Origin of the sequence: Burkholderia sp. IT-111MI5 (assembly GCF_949752865.1) — a bacterium.
GTDB classification, from domain to species: Bacteria; Pseudomonadota; Gammaproteobacteria; order Burkholderiales; family Burkholderiaceae; genus Burkholderia; species Burkholderia pyrrocinia_C.
The window spans coordinates 453,307-469,827 of the sequence record NZ_CATKIF010000011.1; the positions used below are offsets into that span (position 1 = coordinate 453,307).

At 69.1% G+C, this 16,521-nt stretch carries 14 protein-coding genes; 10 read left to right on the top strand and 4 right to left on the bottom strand.

The window, feature by feature from the left end; translation table 11 throughout:
• Positions 1-58 precede the first annotated feature (58 nt).
• Positions 59-1,399 carry an acyl-CoA dehydrogenase family protein gene (locus tag ACM6JT_RS10275; RefSeq protein WP_414856417.1) on the bottom strand — a complete coding sequence of 447 codons (1,341 nt, stop codon included), beginning with the start codon at positions 1,397-1,399 and terminating at the stop codon, positions 59-61.
• Positions 1,400-1,696: 297 nt separating this feature from the next.
• Here ACM6JT_RS10275 and ACM6JT_RS10280 point away from each other — a divergent pair, with 297 nt between their 5' ends.
• From ACM6JT_RS10280 to ACM6JT_RS10315, 8 genes are all read left to right on the top strand, one after another.
• Complete coding sequence (locus tag ACM6JT_RS10280; protein WP_131948352.1) at positions 1,697-2,782, top strand: LLM class flavin-dependent oxidoreductase; 1,086 nt, start codon at positions 1,697-1,699, stop codon at positions 2,780-2,782.
• Positions 2,783-2,802: 20 nt separating this feature from the next.
• Positions 2,803-3,642 carry a class II aldolase/adducin family protein gene (locus ACM6JT_RS10285; protein WP_414856418.1) on the top strand — a complete coding sequence of 280 codons (840 nt, stop codon included), beginning with the start codon at positions 2,803-2,805 and terminating at the stop codon, positions 3,640-3,642.
• Between the two features lie 30 nt (positions 3,643-3,672).
• Positions 3,673-4,707, top strand: coding sequence for an ABC transporter substrate-binding protein (locus ACM6JT_RS10290; protein ID WP_414856419.1), 1,035 nt, complete (start codon positions 3,673-3,675; stop codon positions 4,705-4,707).
• Between the two features lie 4 nt (positions 4,708-4,711).
• Positions 4,712-5,800, top strand: coding sequence for an ABC transporter permease (locus ACM6JT_RS10295; RefSeq protein WP_407972351.1), 1,089 nt, complete (start codon positions 4,712-4,714; stop codon positions 5,798-5,800).
• Positions 5,794-6,621, top strand: coding sequence for an ABC transporter ATP-binding protein (locus tag ACM6JT_RS10300; RefSeq protein WP_034179661.1), 828 nt, complete (start codon positions 5,794-5,796; stop codon positions 6,619-6,621). Before ACM6JT_RS10295 ends, ACM6JT_RS10300 begins: the two co-directional genes overlap by 7 nt.
• Before the next feature lie 50 nt (positions 6,622-6,671).
• Positions 6,672-7,853: a c-type cytochrome gene (locus ACM6JT_RS10305; protein ID WP_034179662.1), complete on the top strand. Its 1,182-nt coding sequence runs from the start codon at positions 6,672-6,674 to the stop codon at positions 7,851-7,853.
• 37 nt (positions 7,854-7,890) lie between these two features.
• Positions 7,891-8,844 (top strand): ABC transporter substrate-binding protein, encoded by a 954-nt coding sequence (locus ACM6JT_RS10310; RefSeq protein WP_034179663.1) that lies wholly within the window; start codon positions 7,891-7,893, stop codon positions 8,842-8,844.
• A 93-nt stretch (positions 8,845-8,937) separates the two neighbouring features.
• The gene (locus ACM6JT_RS10315; protein ID WP_414856420.1) at positions 8,938-9,804 is read left to right on the top strand and encodes an MOSC domain-containing protein; all 867 of its coding nucleotides are present in this window, start codon (positions 8,938-8,940) and stop codon (positions 9,802-9,804) included.
• Between the two features lie 278 nt (positions 9,805-10,082).
• Here the strand turns inward: ACM6JT_RS10315 and ACM6JT_RS10320 are convergent, their stop codons facing one another.
• The 3 genes from ACM6JT_RS10320 to ACM6JT_RS10330 form a co-directional block, all read right to left on the bottom strand.
• A complete protein-coding gene (locus ACM6JT_RS10320; protein ID WP_414856421.1) occupies positions 10,083-11,504 on the bottom strand; it encodes a sensor histidine kinase N-terminal domain-containing protein in 1,422 nt (473 codons plus the stop codon).
• A 79-nt stretch (positions 11,505-11,583) separates the two neighbouring features.
• Positions 11,584-12,255 (bottom strand): response regulator, encoded by a 672-nt coding sequence (locus ACM6JT_RS10325; RefSeq protein WP_034179665.1) that lies wholly within the window; start codon positions 12,253-12,255, stop codon positions 11,584-11,586.
• 125 nt (positions 12,256-12,380) lie between these two features.
• Positions 12,381-13,616 carry a multidrug effflux MFS transporter gene (locus ACM6JT_RS10330; RefSeq protein WP_414856422.1) on the bottom strand — a complete coding sequence of 412 codons (1,236 nt, stop codon included), beginning with the start codon at positions 13,614-13,616 and terminating at the stop codon, positions 12,381-12,383.
• Between the two features lie 102 nt (positions 13,617-13,718).
• Between ACM6JT_RS10330 and ACM6JT_RS10335 the strand changes: the two genes are divergently transcribed.
• On the top strand, positions 13,719-15,206 hold the full coding sequence (locus ACM6JT_RS10335) for a PLP-dependent aminotransferase family protein (RefSeq protein WP_414856423.1): 1,488 nt from the start codon (positions 13,719-13,721) through the stop codon (positions 15,204-15,206).
• 208 nt (positions 15,207-15,414) lie between these two features.
• On the top strand, positions 15,415-16,515 hold the full coding sequence (locus ACM6JT_RS10340) for an ABC transporter substrate-binding protein (RefSeq protein WP_034179668.1): 1,101 nt from the start codon (positions 15,415-15,417) through the stop codon (positions 16,513-16,515).
• Positions 16,516-16,521: the final 6 nt, after the last annotated feature.

The following is a 16,521-nucleotide window of genomic DNA, read 5'->3' on the forward strand; positions in this document are numbered from 1 at the left end:
TACGGGGCGGCGTCTGCTTCGCGCCGCCCTGTTTGTTTCCCCCGCAGCGCTGCACCGCTCACGCATCGTTTCGGCCGCGTTCGACCTCGGTGCGCGACGCCCCGCCCGCCTCCGCTTCCGTTTCATCCCGGCTTGCCGCCGCTTCAAGCACCTCACGCCCCGCCGCCACCGCGATCGCGTCGTCCTGCGGCGTATGCACGCGGCTGCACAGCACGTCGCGATAGTGGCGTTCGAGCGGATTGCCGCGGCTCAGCCCATGATTGCCCGACAGCTTCAGCGCCTGCTCGACTGCGCGGATCGCGTGCTCGGTCACGGTCCGCTTGACGAGGCCGCTCGTCGTGACCGGCGGCGCGTTGCCGGCGTCGGTGCGTGAGATGTGATCGTCGAGCAGCACGCGGTTCGCATGCAGCCATCCCTCGATTTCGCCGACCGCCTCCTGCACGCGCGGCAGCGTCGCGAGCGGCGCACCGAGCCCGCTCGGTGCACGCGTCGTCGCGAATCCGACCAGCCAGTCGCGCGACGCGCGCGCCACCGCGTCGTACAGGCTGCCGAGCAGCGCGACCATCCACGCGTGCTGGTCGGCGTGCGCATCGGCATCCGCATGCGTCGCGGCCGATACGGCCCACGCGTGCGGCGCGCGCACGTCGACCGCGTGGTCGGCCGGCAGCCGCACATCGTCGAATACGACTTCGTGACTGCCCGATGCGCGCAGGCCGAGGTGATTCCAGCTTTCGATCACGCGGATGCGGTCGCCGTCGGCATCGCGGTCGCGCGGCACGAGAAACACGCCGACGCGCGGCTCCGGTTCGTCGGTACGCGCCCACACGGCCAGCCAGCGCAGCGCGGGAATCCCGGTGCTGTACAGCTTGTGGCCGGACAGCCGCCAGCCGTCGCCGTCGCGGCGCGCGACCGTCTCCGGCAGGCCGCCGCGCGACGGCGAACCGAGCGCCGGCTCGACGCGCAGCGCGTTGATCAGCGCGCCTTGCGCGACCGCGCTGTCGAACACCGCGCGCCGCACCTGGGCAGGCCAGCGGCTGTCGGCACGGCCGAGCGCGCGATGCTGCAGATACGTCATCGTCAGCACCAGCGCGGTCGCCGGATCGGCGCGCGCGACGGCGGCCACGATCCGGCTCGCCCGCGCGAGCGTCGCGCCCGCGCCGCCGTGTTCGCGCGGCACGACCTGCGCGATCAGCCCCGCGCGATGCAGCCGTGCGAAGTTCTCGTGCGGAAAACGGCCGTCGACGTCGTTGCGCGCGGCGTCGGCGGCGAGCTCGGGGGCAAGGCGGTCGAGCAGCGCGGCAACGCGCGCGTCTTCTGCAGTGTCAGCGTCGTCGGCAAGCAGAAGGCGCAGCGAAGGCGGCTGCGACGACGGTGAGGAAGCGGCAAGGCTGGCGGACATCGAGACGGATTCCCTGGGTAATGCACAAAGGCACAAAAGCGGCCACCGCGGCACCAGCCGCGATAGCGGTGATCGATCGCCACGCGCGCGGTTTCGCGTGAAGCCGGCGATGCGTAACGCGCACCCGCCCGATCGTTCGTGAGCCCACAGCGTATGCGCAACGCACCGCCACCCAAACCATGCAAATCTGATATTCAAATCGGGATTGATTATTTCCATTCCGCATGATCGCGGCGTTAACCTGCGCTCCATTCCTGCCCGGCCGTGCGCCGGGCCATCCCTGCACCGGAGACCCAGATGAGCGTCGAATTCATCGGCATGATCCAGAGCCAGAAGCAGTCGGAAATCCACCCGGCGTCCGGCCCGGTGGTCGATCCCGACTATGTGCGCGACTTTGCGCGCGCCCACGAAACGGCCGGCTTCGACCGGATCCTCGTGCCGCATCACTCGACCGGCCCGTCGGCGACGCTGACGATCGCGTTCGCGGCGGCCGCGACCGAGCGTATCCACTTCATGCTCGCGCATCGCCCGGGCTTCACCGCACCGACGCTCGCCGCGCGGCAGATCGCGACGCTCGACCAGTTCAGCCGCGGCCGGCTCGCCGTGCATTTCATCTCCGGCGGCTCGGACAGCGAGCAGCAGCGCGACGGCGATTTCCTCGACCATGACGCGCGTTATGCGCGTACCGACGAATACCTCGGCATCCTGCGGCGGATCTGGACCGAAGCGCAGCCGTTCGATCACGACGGCGCGCACTATCGGTTCAAGCAGGGTTTTTCGGAAGTGAAGCCGTTTCAGCAGCCGCATGTGCCGATCTACTTCGGCGGCGCATCGGAAGCCGCGCTCGCGGTGGCCGGCAAGCACGCGGACGTCTACGCGCTGTGGGGCGAATCGCTCGACCAGGTGCGCGACCTGACCACGCGCGTGCGCGCCGAAGCCGCGCAGCACGGCCGGCAGGTGCGTTTCTCCGTGTCGTTCCGCCCGATCCTCGCCGCGACCGAGGACGAAGCGTGGGCGCGCGCGCATCGCATCCTCGACGAAACGCGGCGGCTGCGCGAAGCAGCCGGCCTCGGCGCAGGCGGCCCGCAGCAGAGCGAAGGCGCGCGCCGCCTGCTGGCCGCGGCCGAACGCGGCTCGCGCGTCGACAAGCGGCTGTGGACCGAGATCGCGAAGCTCACCGGCGCGCGCTCGAATTCGACGGCGCTCGTCGGCACGCCCGAACAGGTCGCCGATGCGCTGCTCGACTACTACGACCTCGGCGTGACGACGTTCCTGATCCGCGGCTTCGATCCGCTCGAGGATGCGATCGACTACGGCCGCGAACTGATTCCGCGCGTGCGCAGCGCTGTCGCCACACGCGACGCGGCGCGCCGCGCCGCCTAACGCCAACGGAGCCGCACGCCATGTCCGCCGTCCTCGCCACGCCCGTCCGTACCGCCTCGGGCCTCGTGCTCGCCGAAGCGCCGCGCCAGCATTTCTGGTTCGATCCGCCCGCGCCGCGCATCGACGTCGCCGCCGAACGCCGCCACCGGCAGGAACGGCTCGCGGCCGCATTCCGCCTGTTCGCGCGCTACGGTTTCGCGTCGGGGCTCGCCGGCCACATCACCGCGCGCGATCCGGAACTGCCCGACCATTTCTGGGTGAATCCGCTCGGCGTGCATTTCTCGCAGATCAAGGTGTCCGACCTGCTGCTCGTCAACGCGCGCGGCGAAACCGCGATCGGCACGCGGCCGCTGAACAAGGCCGCGTTCGCGATCCATGCGGCGATCCACGAAGCCCATCCGCACGTCGTCGCCGCCGCGCACACGCATTCGACCTACGGCAAGGCGTGGTCGACGCTCGGCCGCCCGCTCGATCCGCTCACGCAGGACGCGTGCGTGTTCTACGAGGATCACGCGCTGTTCGACGACTTCACGGGGATGGTCGTCGACACGAGCGAAGGCGCGCGGATCGCGCACGCGCTTTCGAAGCCGGACGGCAGCACGCACAAGGGCGTGATCCTGAAGAACCACGGCATCCTGACGGCCGGCCCGACGGTCGAGGCCGCCGCGTGGTGGTACATCGCGCTCGACAACGCCGCGCACACGCAGTTGCTGGCCGAAGCGGCCGGCACACCGCAGCCGATCGATCACGCGACCGCGCACCACACGCACGGCCAGATCGGCGGCCCCGACGGCGCGCTGCATGCGTTCGACAGCCTGTTCGCGCGCGTCGTCGCCGACGAACCCGACCTGCTCGACTGAGCGCCTTTCCGCAAGACCGGAGACCAGACCATGACCCAACCCACCGCACCCGCGCCGGCCATCGCGCACGACGACAAACGCCGCAAGCTGCTGCGCGCGGCCGGCGCCGCCGCGCTCGCCGCGCCCGCGATCACGCTTGGCCGCAAGGCCTGGTCCGCGCCGCCGCTGAAGAAGCTCACGTTCGCGTGGAACCAGAACGCGTTCTGCCTGACGCCGATCGTCGTCGCGCAGGAGCGCGGCTTCTTCGAGAAGAACGGCCTGAAGGTCGACCTGATCAACTACAGCGGGTCGACCGACCAGTTGCTCGAATCGATCGCGACCGGCAAGGCCGATGCGGCGGTCGGGATGATCCACCGCTGGCTGAAGCCGCTCGAAGCCGGTTTCGACGTGAAGATCATCGGCAGCTCGCACGGCGGCTGCGTGCGGCTGCTCGGCTCGAAGGCCGCCGGCGTCACGACGCTGCAGGCGCTGAAGGGCAAGACGGTCGGCGTCAGCGACCTGGCCGCGCCCGGCAAGCATTTCTTCTCGATCCTGCTCGCGAAGAACGGGATCGATCCCGAACGCGACCTCACGTGGCGGCAGTATCCGGCCGACCTGCTCGGCGTCGCGGTCGACAAGGGCGAGATCCATGCGATCGCCGACGGCGACCCGAATCTCTTTCTGCTCGAAAAGCGCAGCAACGGCGCGTACACGGAACTCGCGACCAACCTGTCCGGCGAATACGCGCGCAAGGTGTGCTGCGTGATCGGCGCGCGCGGCGATCTCGTGCGCAACGACCGGCCGGCCGCCGCCGCGCTCGCGCGCTCGATCGTGCAGGCGACCGAGTTCACGCACGACAACCCGAACGAGGCCGCGAAGGTGTTCGCGAAGTATTCGCCGAAGATCAGCCCCGACGACCTGCGCAAGCTGTACGCGACGCTCACCTACACGCATCACCCGACCAACGTCGACCTGCAACAGGAAATCGCGTTCTATGCGGACGATTTCCGCCGCATCAGCGTGCTGAAGAAAAGCACGGACCCGCAGCGCTTCGCGCAGCAGGTCTATGCGAACGTGCTGGGGTGACGCGATGTCGACGATCGAACATGCTTCCCCTGCGCGCGCTGCATCGGCACCGGCCGGCGGCGCCGCTGTCTCCCCTCGCGTCGCCTGCACGGCCTGCGAAGCCACGCTCGCGGCCGAAGCCCGCCGCGCCCGCACCTGGCCGACCGGCATCGTCGCCGCGTTCGCATGGGCCGCGCTCGGCGCGCTCACGCAACTGTGGCCGAACCGCGTCGTCGGCTTCACCGACTGGGCGTACACGGACACGTTCGCCACCGCAGCATGGTCGATCGCCGCGTTGCTGCTCGCCGTCGCGACGCTCGGCCATTTCGTTCCCGCGACGCGCACGCGGCTCGCGCGCGTGCGTCCGGCCGGCCCATGGCTCGTCGCGCTGCCGCTCGTGCTCGCCGCCTGGGAAATCGTCACCGCGAAAACCGGCTGGCTGCCGACGCCGTTCTTCGCGCCGCCGCAGGCGCTGATCGAGGTGTATGTCGACGACTGGCCGCGCCTGCTCGGCAGCGCCGGCAACACGCTGAAGCTGCTCGCGCTCGGGTTTGCGTACGGCGTCGCGGTCGGTTTTGCCGTCGGCGTATCGATCGGCTGGTCGCGCCGGATCGGCTACTGGGTGCATCCGGTGCTGCGCGTGCTCGGCCCCGTGCCGGCCACCGCGCTGCTGCCGCTCACGTTCTACTTCTTCCCGTCGAGCTATTCGGCCGCCGCGTTCCTGATCGCGCTGTCGACCGGCTTCCCGGTCGCCGTGCTGACGTGGTCGGGCGTCGCGAGCGTCAACAAGCAGTATTACGACGTGGCCCGCACGCTCGGCGCGAACGCGCGCTTCCTGGTGCTGCGCGTCGCGATTCCGGCCGCGCTGCCGCACGTGTTCGTCGGCATCTTCATGGGGTTGAGCGCGTCGTTCACGGTGCTGGTCGTCGCCGAGATGATGGGCGTCAAGTCGGGGCTCGGCTGGTACCTGAGCTGGGCGCAGGGCTGGGCATCGTACGTGAACATGTATGCGGCGCTGATCGTGATGGCGCTGCTGTTTTCCGGGCTGATCGCGCTGCTGTTCGCGGTGCGCGACCGCGTGCTCGCGTGGCAGAAAGGAACCGTCAAATGGTAAGCGCCGCCGTACTCGAACCGTCCGTTGCCGCTTCGCCCGCCGCTTCGTCCACCATCACGGCGCCGCGCGGCGCGCGCATCGACATCCGCCGCGTAAGCCATGCGTTCGACGGCCCCGGCGGCCCGCTGCCGGTGCTCGACGACGTCACGCTGTCGGTCGCGGCCGGCGAATTCGTCGCGCTGCTCGGCCCGAGCGGCTGCGGGAAATCGACGCTGCTGCGCCTCGTCGCGGGCCTCGACGCCGCGCGGCAAGGCACGATCGCGCAGGACGGCGTGCCGATCGAGCGCCCCGATCCGTCGCGCATCGTCGTGTTCCAGGACCCGACGCTGTACCCGTGGCGACGCGTGCGTGCAAACGTCGCGCTCGGCCTCGAAGCGCGTGGCGTGGCGCGTACCGCGCAGCATCGCGTCGACGATGCGCTCGAACGCGTCGGGCTGCAGGAATTCTCGAACGTGTTTCCGCATCAGTTGTCCGGCGGGATGGCGCAGCGCGTCGCGCTCGCCCGTGCGCTCGTCAACGATCCGCGCCTGCTGATTCTCGACGAGCCGCTCGGCAAGCTCGATTCGCTGACGCGGCTCACGATGCAGGCCGAGCTGACCGCGCTGTGGCAACGCGACGGGTTCTCCGCGCTGCTCGTCACGCACGATGTCGAGGAAGCTCTGTTCCTCGCGCAGCGCGTGATCGTGTTCGGGCCGCGTCCGGCACGGATCGTCGCCGAATTGCACGTCGACCTGCCCTACCCGCGCCATCGCGGCGACCCGCGCCTCGCGGAACTGCGTCACGACGCGCTGCGGCATCTCGGGCTGGATGCGAGCTGGTAGATGAAGGGTGCCGTTCGACGCTTGGGCGCCGCTCGGCGGCAACGCGGCCGATGAACGCGCCGCCGTTCTCCGACTGGGCGCTCGCATTCCTGCAACTGCTGTATCGCGCGCAAATCGCGTGGGCGCACGTGCTGCATGCGGTCGGCCTGACGGGCGATGCCGACGGTCAGGCCGCATGGCCGTGGGCGCACCGGATCGCACTCGAGACGCTGCGCATCGACGCGGGACTCACGCGGCAACTCGCGTTCGCCGGTGCGGCGACGACGCTGGCCGTCGTGCTCGCCTGCGTCGCGCTCGCTTCGCGAAAGTGGCGTTTCGCATCCGCGATCGCCGCGCTCGCCATTGCATGGTTCGCACCGTGGCCGCCGTCGTCGCTGTGGCTCGCGCCCGCCGTGCCGACGAGTTTCCAGCGCGATCCCGCGCCGTTTTCGGTGACGAACGTGATGCGCGGCGCGCATCTGTATGCGCAACACTGCGCGGCCTGCCACGGCGCGGACGGCCGTGGCGAAGGCCCGCTCGCGACCACGCTCGCGCACTGGCCGCCGACCTTTGCCGGCTCGCTGCTCGCGCGTCGCCTCGACGGCGAACTGTTCTGGCGCGTGCGCCACGGCACGCGCGACGAACACGGCGCACCGACGATGCCCGGCTTCGCCGCGACGCTCGGCCCTCAGGACACGTGGGCCGTGCTCGACTACCTGAAAGCGCTCTCTGCAGGCAGCGGCGCGCAGGCCGAACGCGCATGGCCCGTGCCCGTCCCGCTGCCGGCGCTCGACGTGCGCTGCGGCAGCGCGGCGCCGCAACCGCTCGATCGCTGGCGCGAAGGCCAGCGCGTGCGCATCGTCGCGCTCGCACCGGGCGTCGCACCACCGCCGGAAGACGCGCGCTGGCAAACCTTGCTCGTCACCGCACACGGCGCGGCCGTGCCGTCGGCAACCGGTACGCGTGCGAACTGCGTCGCGTCGACGCCCGATGCCTGGCTCGCGTTCGCGACGATTGCCGGCGTCGCGCCCGATGCGCTCGGCGGCACGCAACTGCTCGCCGACCGGCGCGGCTGGCTGCGGGCGCGCGCGCTGCCGGGCAGCGCCGGCTGGTCGGATGCCGACCTGCTGTGTCGTTCCGATGCCGCTGCTCGGCCGGCCGCGGCCGCCGCGAACGGCGACCCGCTGACCGCGCTGCTGCTGCGCGTCGACGCGGAACCCGTCCGCGACGTGCAGGCCGGGCTCCCGCACTGAATTCCCGAACCTCTCCTTCGATCAACCGAACTTCACGATGAATCCGACCCGACGCCATTTCCTCGCCCAGGCGAGCGCCCTCGCCACGATCGCCGCGGCACCGGCCGCGCTGCGCGCGCAATCGGGCGTACGGCCGCTGCTGCGCGCCGGCGACCAGAAAGGCGGGCTGCGCGCGCTGCTCGAAGCGGCCGGCGAACTGAACGGCCTCCCATACGACATCGCGTGGACCGAGTTTCCGGCCGCCGCGCCGCTCGCCGAAGCACTGAACGCGGCCGCCGTCGATTGCGGGCCGATCGGCGATGCGCCGGTGATCTTCGCGCTCGCATCCGGTGCACGCATCAAGGTAATCGGCGCGAACCGTTCCGATCCGTACGGCACGGCCGTGCTCGTGCGGCCCGACGCGGCACTGAAAGGCGCGGCCGACCTGAAGGGCAAGCGCATCGGCACCACACGCGGCTCGATCGGCCATTTCGTCACGTTGAAGGCGCTCGACGCGGCCGGACTGCCGCCCGATGCCGTGTCGTTCCGCTTCCTGCCGCCGGCCGACACGATGCTTGCGCTCGCAACCGGATCGATCGACGCTTGGGCGACGTGGGAGCCTTACACGGCGCTCGCCGAAACGAGCGGCCGAGCACGCGTGCTCGTCAACGGCCGCGGGCTGTGGTCGGGCCTCAGCTATCTCGCGGCGACCGACGCGGCGATCGCGTCGAAGCGCGATGTGCTGCACGATTTCCTGCGGCGCGTCGTGCGCGCCCAGACCTGGTCGTACCGGCATGTCGACGCATATTCCGCGGCGCTCGCACGCATCATCGGCATTCCACCGGCAGCCGCGAAGCTGCAGTTCGAGCGCCGCAACACGCGCTGGCTGCCGATCGATGCGACGGTGATCGCCGAACAGCAGCGTACGGCCGACTTCTATCTGAAGGCCGGGCTGCTGCGCCAGCCGCTCGACGTGCGCACCACCTTCGACGCGGGTTTCCCGCTCGCATGACCAGCCGCGCGGCGGTGCGCAACCGCCCGAACGGCTTCGGCACGATCTGGCACAATCGCGCTTCGACCATCCACGTCATGCGAAGCCAGCGCCATGCCAGCCATCAGCGAACTTTTCGTCTACCCGATCAAATCCTGCGCCGGCATCGCGCTGCCGCGTGCGCAACTGCTCGAAACGGGCCTCGCATACGACCGTCATTGGCTGATCACCGATCCCGACGGGCAGATGATCACGCAGCGCACGCACCCGCGCCTCGCGCTGATCCGCACCGCACTCGACAGCGATGCACTCGTGCTGAACGCGCCGGGCATGCACGAGATCCACACGCCGCTCGACGGCGACGTGTCGCCCGCCACGCCGAAAATGGCCGCGACCGTCTGGCGCGACACGGTCGACGCGATCGACACGGGCGCCGAAACGGCCGCGTGGCTCACCGAATTCCTCGGCATGCCGACGAAGCTCGCGCGCTTCGGGCCTGACGCGCGCCGCGGCTGCAACCGAAAATGGACCGGCGAGATCGATACGCACACGCAGTTCGCGGACGGCTATCCGCTGCTCGTGATCGGCCAGTCGTCGCTCGACGACCTGAACGCACGGCTCGCCGCGAAGGGTGCGCCGGCGATCCCGATGAACCGCTTCCGCCCGAACATCGTCGTGTCGGATCTCGATGCATACGAAGAGGATTTCGTCGAACACCTCGACACCGACGGCGCGACGCCGGTGCGGCTGCGCCTCGTGAAGCTGTGCACGCGCTGCCCGATGCCGACGATCGATCAGGTCACCGGCGCGCCCGATCCCGCATGGCCGCACGAACCGACCGACACGATGCAGACCTATCGCGCGAACCCGACCTTCGACGGCGCGCTGACGTTCGGCATCAACGCGATCGTCGTCGAAGGCGCGGGCGGTTTCCTCGAAGTGGGCCAGACGCTCGAAGCCGAGATCGGGTTCGGCGATTGAAGCGCGCTCACGGCACTGTATAGCCGTCGCATCGTCGCCCCGAACGCGAAGACCACTGCGACGCCGAGCATCGCGGCGCTGCCACAATGAATGCACTGCGCGTGCCGCGCCGTCGCAGCGGAAAAGGATGCGGTAGTGGAATTCACGGAAATATCGTGACGGTCATCGGGCCTCGGCGCGCATAGCGCCGGCACGCTTGCCTGCATGTCGGCTTCGGCTTCGCAGCCTACCTTGCCGCGGGGTCTCCGGCCTGTCTCAGGCCTGTCTCAGGCACGTCGTCACGCCGCGCCCGGCCCCTCCTCGTTCGCCGCCGGCAGCCGGATCGTCACGACCAGCCCGCCGCCCGCCGCATCGGCAAGCATCACGCTGCCCTGGTGCACGCGTGCGATCTCCCGCACGATCGACAACCCGAGCCCCGTCCCTTCGACCGTCTGCGTCTTGCTGCCGCGATGGAAGCGCTCGAACACCGCGTCACGCTCGTCCGCCGGAATGCCCGGCCCGTTGTCGATCACGTCGAGCCGCGCCTGTTCGCCATCGCGCGACACGCGCACCGTGATCACCGCGCGGTCGCCCGCATAGCGGATCGCGTTGTCGATCAGGTTGCCGATCATCTCGCCGAGCAGGTCGGACTGCCCGTGCACGCTGACGTCGGCCTCGTGCTCGAAGCCGAGATCGATGTCGCGCGCGCGTGCGACGGGCGACCAGTCGAGCGTCACGCTGCGCGCGAGCCGGTGCAGCGCGACCGGCTTGTGCGCGACCGCGTGGCCGCTGTCCGAATCGAGCCGCGACAGCGCCAGCAGTTGCTGGACGATCTTCGCGGCCTGCCGCACCGCGCCGTTCGCGCGCCGCAGGTGTACGTCCGCGCGCGGCTGCTCGTCAGGCCGCAGCGCGAGCTCGACGCCGGCCTGCACGGCCGCGAGCGGTGTCTTCAGTTGATGGGCCGCATCGGCGAAGAAGCGGCGCCGTGCGACCTGCATCCGCTGCGTGCGGCCGATGTATTGGTTGATCGAATCGACGAGCGGCGCAAGCTCGCTCGGCATCGCGCCGGTGTCGAGCGGTGTCGGGTCGTCCTCGCTGCGCGCGGCGACCGTCGCCGACAGCCGGTTCAGCGGCCGCAGCCCGCGCCCGACGCCGAGCCACACGATCCCGAGCGCGAGCACGACGAGCAGCCCTTCCTGCAGCAGCGAACCCACCAGGATCTCGCGGGCGAGCGCCTGGCGCGCCTCGATCGTCTCGCCGACCATCACCCACACGATGCGCGACTGCGCGGTCGGCACGTCGTGCACCGGTATGCGCAGCGCGGCCATCCGCAACTGCTCGCCGCGATAGACGACGTCGTAGTAGCGCGTGACGAACAGCGCGCCGTCGCCCGCGTCGCGCCCCTGCGGCGGCGGCAGGTCCGGGTAGCCGGTGATCGTGCGGCCGTTGTCCTCGCGGATCAGGTAGTAGATCTTGCCGCCGTCGCTCGATTCGAGCATTTCGAGCGCGAGATACGGCAGGTCGACCTCGATCTCGCCGTCGTTGAGCCGCACGCCTTCGCGGATCGACTTCAGCGACGACGACAGCGTGCGGTCGAACGCGACGTGCGCGGCGCTCATCGCGCGCTGGTACGTGAGCCACGAGTCGAGCGCGAGCAGGCCGAGCAGCGGCAGCAGCAACCACAGCGCGACCTGCGTGCGCAGGTTCGGGCGGGTCACCATGGTTCCCGCCGGGCCGCCCCAAGGAAGCCATGCGCCCCCTTGGAGGGCAGCGGACACCAGTGAGCGTGGGGGTCGTAACTCATACTTCCTTCGCTTCGAGCAGATACCCGAGCCCGCGCAGCGTGACGATCGCGACGCCCGTGTTCTCGAGCTTCTTCCGCAGCCGGTACACGTAGATCTCGATCGCGTCGGCGTTGACCGACTCGTCGAGCCCGAAGATCTTCTCCGACAGCGTTTCCTTGTTGATCGCACGGCCGTTGCGCAGGATCAGCACCTCGAGCACCGAGCGCTCGCGCGGCGTGAGCGACAGCGGCTCGCCCGCGAGGTGGAAGCTGCGGTCGATACTGTCGTACGAAAGCGGCCCGCATTCGACGCGCGAATGCTCGTGGCCGAGGCTGCGCCGGATCAGCGCGCGGGCGCGCGCTTCCAGTTCGGTCAGCTCGAACGGCTTCGCGAGATAGTCGTCGGCGCCGAGATCGAGCCCCTTCACGCGATCCTCGACCGACCCGTGCGCGGTGAGGATCAGCACCGGCACCGGATTGCGGCGCGCGCGCAGCCGCCGCAGCACCTCCAGCCCGTCGAGCTTCGGCAGCCCGAGATCGAGGATCACCAGTGCGTAATCCTGCGTGCGCAGCACGTGGTCCGCCGCCTCCCCGTCCGCCATGTGATCGACCGCGAAGCGCGCGGCGCTCAGCGCGTCGTTCAGCGACTGGGCCAGGTTCGGATTGTCTTCGACGAGCAGCACACGCATGGGGATTCCGGTAAGGTCAGCGACAGGCCGCTACATTACATGATCCTTTCCATGTCGACGCCTCGCGGAAACACCGGTTGCGCCGCCCCGGCGAACCCGCAGCGCCCGGGATGGACGACCGCCGCTCATCGCTCGGCAGCGGGACGGCTCCCCGTCGCGAAACGCGAACCGCCGATTACGTTCCGCTCGCGAAGACCGACGACCACCGCCAGGAACGCGACGCTCGCGCCGACCGTGACGGCAATCATCGGGCGGGCCGTACCATCCGACAGCCACGCCAGTACGCCGCCGCACGCGGCCGTGATCGCCATCTGGATAAAGAAGAAGAGTCCGGACGCCGTGCCGGCGATCTTCGTGTACGGCTGCATCACCGCGAACTGGCAGGCCGGAATCGCGATCCCGACGGCGATCATCACGACGAACATCGGCACGACGAGGGCCGCCAGTGCCGTGGGGGCGATCGCACCGCAGCCCCCCAGCGCGATGGCGCCGACCAGATTGATGCCGGCCGCCGCCGCGATGACCGAATCGGCTTTCCAGCGGCTACTGGTCCGCGCGAACACGCTCGAACCGATCAGGTAGCCGAGCACGGTCAGGCCGAAGATCGCGGCATAGACCGGGCCGGACACGCCCATTTGCCGCTGGAACAGCGTCGACGATTCCGCGATGAACGGATAGTACGTGCAGTAGGCGAAGCTGATCGCCAGCGAGTAGCGCAGGAAGCGGCGCTCGCGCAGCAGGCCGGCATATGTCCACAGGAGCCCGCGCCCCCGCGCCGGACGCGCGTCGTTTTCACGGGTCTCCGGCAGGTAGCGCAGCACCATCGCCGTCGCGACCAGCCCGCCCGCCGCCAGCCATCCGAACACGCCGCGCCAGCCGAGCCACTCTGCGACCGCGCTGCCGGCCAGCGGCGCAATCACCGGCGACAGCGCCATGCCGGCCGAGATGCGACCGAGCATCGTGGCCTGCATCGCGGTCGGAAAGCGCTCGCGCACGATGACGCGCCCAATCACCGTTCCGCTGCAGCCGCCCAGCGCCTGGAAGATCCGTGCGGCAATGATCGCCGGGATGCTGGTCGACAGCGCGCAGGCAACGCTCGCGATCGCGTAAAGGCACAGGCCGCCGACGAGAACGGGACGGCGGCCGTATCGATCGGACAACGGCCCCGACACCAGCATCGACAGCGCATACCCGACCATGTACAGGGTCAGCGTGAGCTGCAATTGGGCGTCGGTGCCGTGCAGCGCGTCAGCCATCGCAGGCAGCGACGGCAGGTACGCATCGATCGTGACTCGCGGCAGGCACACGACGAGCATCAACAGGAACAGCCAGCCCCACTGGGGCAAGGAACGCGTCTTCATGCGGTGAGTCCGTCTCCGGTCGAATGGGTGTGGTCGACAGCAATCTAAGGGGAAAGTGATATAAGCTGAAGGACCATTAAATCGACCATCTACTAGACCACTATGCCGCGAGGCAAAGCCGCGATTCCGCTTGATCTGCCGTGCCCTTCCGGGCTGTCGGCCGGCAACCCGCAGTCGAAGCAGGCGTGCATTGCCGACGCGATTCGCGATGCAATCCTGAAGCGCCTGCTTCCCGGCGACAGCCCGCTGCCGTCCAGCCGCACCCTTGCCGCACGCTGGGGCATCGCAAGGGGAACTGTTGAAGCGGCGTACGACCTGCTGTGCTCCGAGGGCTACATCGCACGCACGCGCGGCTCCGGGTCGCGGGTCTGCGCGATGGTGCCCGACAGCTATCTGCGCGCGGCCGCGCAGTCGCGCGACGGCAGCCCCCGCCGCCCCGACGCGTGCCCCGCGCCGGCCGGCGCGACGGATGCGGCCGCGCCGGAACATGGCGTGCGCCCCGGCGTCCCGTTCGTCGCGCGGCTCGCCGATCCCGGCCTGATGCCGATGCAGCAATGGAAGAAGGCGCTCGGGGCAAGCCTGCTTGCCGCGACGGCGAACGACCTCGGTGCGACGCCTGCGCAAGGCGTCGAAAGCCTGCGCGCCGAAATCGCCGCGTACCTGCGGGAATACCGCGGCATCCCGTGCGACGCCGGCGACATCTTCATCACGACCGGCATCCGGCATTCGATCGACCTCGTCGCGCGAACGCTGCTTACGCCCGGCTCGACTGTGCTGATGGAAGATCCCGGCTATGCGTCGGCCTGGCAGATTTTCACGATGGCTGGTGCGACCGTGATCGACGTGCCGGTCGATCGGGAAGGGATCGACACGGCGTCGCTGGATCGCCATCCCGATGCGCGCGCGGTGTACGTGACGCCCGCCCATCAGGCGCCGCTCGGCGTCACGATGTCGGTGTCGCGCCGGCTCGAACTGCTCGACTGGGCGCAGCGCAACCGGGCATGGATCATCGAGGACGACTACGACGGTGAGTTCAGCTACCAGGCCGCTCCGCTACCGGCGCTGAAATCGCTCGACGCATGCGATCGCGTGATCTACTGCGGTTCATTCAACAAGACGCTGTTCTCGGGGCTGCGCATCGGCTTCATGGTCATGCCGGCGGAACTGCGGCCAATGCTGTCGGCCGTGTGGCACGCGACCGCGCGCTCCGTCGGCGTGGCGCCCCAGCTCGCGCTGGCCCGCTTCATCGCGCACGGCGATTTCGCGAAGCACCTGCGCGCCAGCCGCCACGCGTATCGCCAGCGGCGCGACATCGTGCTCGACCAGTTGGCGAAGCACGCCGGCGGGCGGTACACGGTGTCCGGCGAGCACGCCGGATTTCATTTCGTGCTGTGGCTGCCGCCCGGGGTGGACGACGCATCGTACGTCGCGCAGGCCCACGCGGCCGGCGTCGAATTGCAGACGATCCGCGGATTCTGCCGGAGCGCCGAGTGCGAAGCGGGCGTCGTCGTCGGGTATTCGGCACTGACGACCGCGCACGCGCGGCATGGCGGCCGGATCCTCGGCAAGCTGCTGGCGCAACCCGCATGACCGTCATCGCCGCGTCCCGCGGCGACTCGCTTCCCTCTCCATCGAACCACCCCGCGCGCCGCAAAAACCGCGGCCGCCGCCGTTTCGACCTCGGGAAATCCATGACACAAAGGACGCGATTGTGAACAGGAATGAAAGCAGGCTGAAAGTGCCTCGCAATTAACATCCGCGTCACTCGAACAACATCTATGGGTAACTGGAGGAAGACATGCCGTTTGCACCGAAACACCTCGCCGCCGCACTGGCGATCGCCCTGGGCACTGCCGCCGGCAGCGCCGTCGCGCAGGTTCCGGCCGGGTATCCGGGTAACTACCAGGGCGTGATCGACGCCGCGAAGAAGGAAGGCAAGCTGATCGTCTACTCGACGACCGACACGGGCCTCGTGCGTCCGCTGATCAAGGACTTCGAAAGCGTGTACGGCGTCAAGGTCGAGTACAACGACATGAACAGCACCGAGCTGTACAACCGCTACATCAGCGAGAACGCGGCGAGCAGCACCAGCGCCGACGTGCTGTGGAGCTCGGCGATGGACCTGCAGGTCAAGCTCGTCAACGACGGCCTGATGGCGTCCTACGATTCGCCGGAAAGCCCGAACGTGCCGCAATGGGCGCAATACCAGAAGCAGGCGTACGGCACGACCTTCGAGCCGCTCGCGATCGTCTACAACAAGCGCCTGATCCCCGAGAACGAAGTGCCGACGACGCGCGCGGACCTGATCAAGCTGCTCACCACGCAGGCCGACAAGTTCAAGGGCAAGGTCACGACCTACGACATCGAGAAATCGGGCGTCGGCTTCAACTACCTGACGCAGGACGCGCACGTGAACGAGAAGGTCACGTGGGAACTCGTGAAGGCGATCGGCGCGACCGGCCCGAAGCTGCAGTCGAGCACGGGCGCGATGATGGAGCGGATCTCGTCGGGCGAGAACCTGATCGGCTACAACATCATCGGTTCGTATGCGTACGCGAAGGCGAAGAAGGACAAGTCGATCGGCTATGTGTTTCCGAAGGACTACACGCAGGTCGTGAGCCGCCTCGCGACGATCTCGAAGAAGGCGAAGAACCCGAACGCCGCGAAGCTGTGGGTCGACTACCTGCTGTCGAAGCGCGGCCAGACGCTGATCGCGAACCAGGCGAACCTGTACGCGATCCGCGCGGACGTCACGGGCGAAACGTCGGCGGCGAGCCTGTCGAAGGAGCTCGGCGATTCGCTGAAGCCGATCCAGATCGGCACCGGCCTGCTCGTCTATCTCGACCAGTCGAAGCGCCTTGCCTTCCTGAAGCAATGGCAGCAGGCGATCAAGCGCTGATCCGCT

Excerpts from the sequence above, each read along its gene's own strand:
- ACM6JT_RS10275 (WP_414856417.1), bottom strand. The coding sequence starts at position 1,399 with ATGTCCGCCAGCCTTGCCGCTTCCTCACCGTCGTCGCAGCCGCCTTCG.
- ACM6JT_RS10280 (WP_131948352.1), top strand. The coding sequence starts at position 1,697 with ATGAGCGTCGAATTCATCGGCATGATCCAGAGCCAGAAGCAGTCGGAA.
- ACM6JT_RS10285 (WP_414856418.1), top strand. The coding sequence starts at position 2,803 with ATGTCCGCCGTCCTCGCCACGCCCGTCCGTACCGCCTCGGGCCTCGTG.
- ACM6JT_RS10290 (WP_414856419.1), top strand. The coding sequence starts at position 3,673 with ATGACCCAACCCACCGCACCCGCGCCGGCCATCGCGCACGACGACAAA.
- ACM6JT_RS10295 (WP_407972351.1), top strand. The coding sequence starts at position 4,712 with ATGTCGACGATCGAACATGCTTCCCCTGCGCGCGCTGCATCGGCACCG.
- ACM6JT_RS10300 (WP_034179661.1), top strand. The coding sequence starts at position 5,794 with ATGGTAAGCGCCGCCGTACTCGAACCGTCCGTTGCCGCTTCGCCCGCC.
- ACM6JT_RS10305 (WP_034179662.1), top strand. The coding sequence starts at position 6,672 with ATGAACGCGCCGCCGTTCTCCGACTGGGCGCTCGCATTCCTGCAACTG.
- ACM6JT_RS10310 (WP_034179663.1), top strand. The coding sequence starts at position 7,891 with ATGAATCCGACCCGACGCCATTTCCTCGCCCAGGCGAGCGCCCTCGCC.
- ACM6JT_RS10315 (WP_414856420.1), top strand. The coding sequence starts at position 8,938 with ATGCCAGCCATCAGCGAACTTTTCGTCTACCCGATCAAATCCTGCGCC.
- ACM6JT_RS10320 (WP_414856421.1), bottom strand. The coding sequence starts at position 11,504 with ATGGTGACCCGCCCGAACCTGCGCACGCAGGTCGCGCTGTGGTTGCTG.
- ACM6JT_RS10325 (WP_034179665.1), bottom strand. The coding sequence starts at position 12,255 with ATGCGTGTGCTGCTCGTCGAAGACAATCCGAACCTGGCCCAGTCGCTG.
- ACM6JT_RS10330 (WP_414856422.1), bottom strand. The coding sequence starts at position 13,616 with ATGAAGACGCGTTCCTTGCCCCAGTGGGGCTGGCTGTTCCTGTTGATG.
- ACM6JT_RS10335 (WP_414856423.1), top strand. The coding sequence starts at position 13,719 with ATGCCGCGAGGCAAAGCCGCGATTCCGCTTGATCTGCCGTGCCCTTCC.
- ACM6JT_RS10340 (WP_034179668.1), top strand. The coding sequence starts at position 15,415 with ATGCCGTTTGCACCGAAACACCTCGCCGCCGCACTGGCGATCGCCCTG.